Source organism: Pseudomonas sp. RIT-PI-a, assembly GCF_001187875.1.
Classification (GTDB): domain Bacteria; phylum Pseudomonadota; class Gammaproteobacteria; order Pseudomonadales; family Pseudomonadaceae; genus Aquipseudomonas; species Aquipseudomonas coleopterorum.
The window spans coordinates 1-550 of sequence record NZ_LGIR01000030.1 but is presented as its reverse complement, the minus strand read 5'-3'; the positions used below and the strand labels follow the sequence as shown (position 1 = coordinate 550).

Here is a 550-nt window from a genome sequence, read left to right as displayed (position 1 = left end):
ACCAGAAGTAGCTAGTCTAACCCTCGGGAGGACGGTTACCACGGTGTGATTCATGACTGGGGTGAAGTCGTAACAAGGTAGCCGTAGGGGAACCTGCGGCTGGATCACCTCCTTAATCGACGACAACAGCTGGCTCATGAGCTCCCACACGAATTGCTTGATTCATTGAAGAAGACGATTGGGTCTGTAGCTCAGTTGGTTAGAGCGCACCCCTGATAAGGGTGAGGTCGGCAGTTCGAATCTGCCCAGACCCACCAATTATGGGGCCATAGCTCAGCTGGGAGAGCGCCTGCCTTGCACGCAGGAGGTCAGCGGTTCGATCCCGCTTGGCTCCACCACTTTTGGTGCTCCATCGTTGTCAAAGCTTAGAAATGAGCATTCCATCGGTTGATGGTTGAATGCTGATTTCTGATCTTTTTCAGAATCGTTCTTTAAAAATTTGGGTATGTGATAGAAAGATAGACTGGACAGACACTTTCACTGGTGTAGGTTCAGGCTAAGGTAAAATTTGTGAGTTGCTCTTTGAGTAAATGCGAATTTTCGGCGAATG

2 tRNA genes and 1 rRNA gene are annotated in these 550 nt (G+C 49.3%); all 3 read left to right on the top strand.

Annotated features, from left to right (window positions below):
* Positions 1 to 115: ribosomal RNA gene (locus AC788_RS17240) — 16S ribosomal RNA — on the top strand; the annotation flags it as partial.
* 65 nt (positions 116 to 180) lie between these two features.
* Positions 181 to 257, top strand: a tRNA-Ile gene (locus AC788_RS17235).
* 5 nt (positions 258 to 262) lie between these two features.
* Positions 263 to 338: transfer RNA gene (locus AC788_RS17230), tRNA-Ala, on the top strand.
* Positions 339 to 550: the final 212 nt, after the last annotated feature.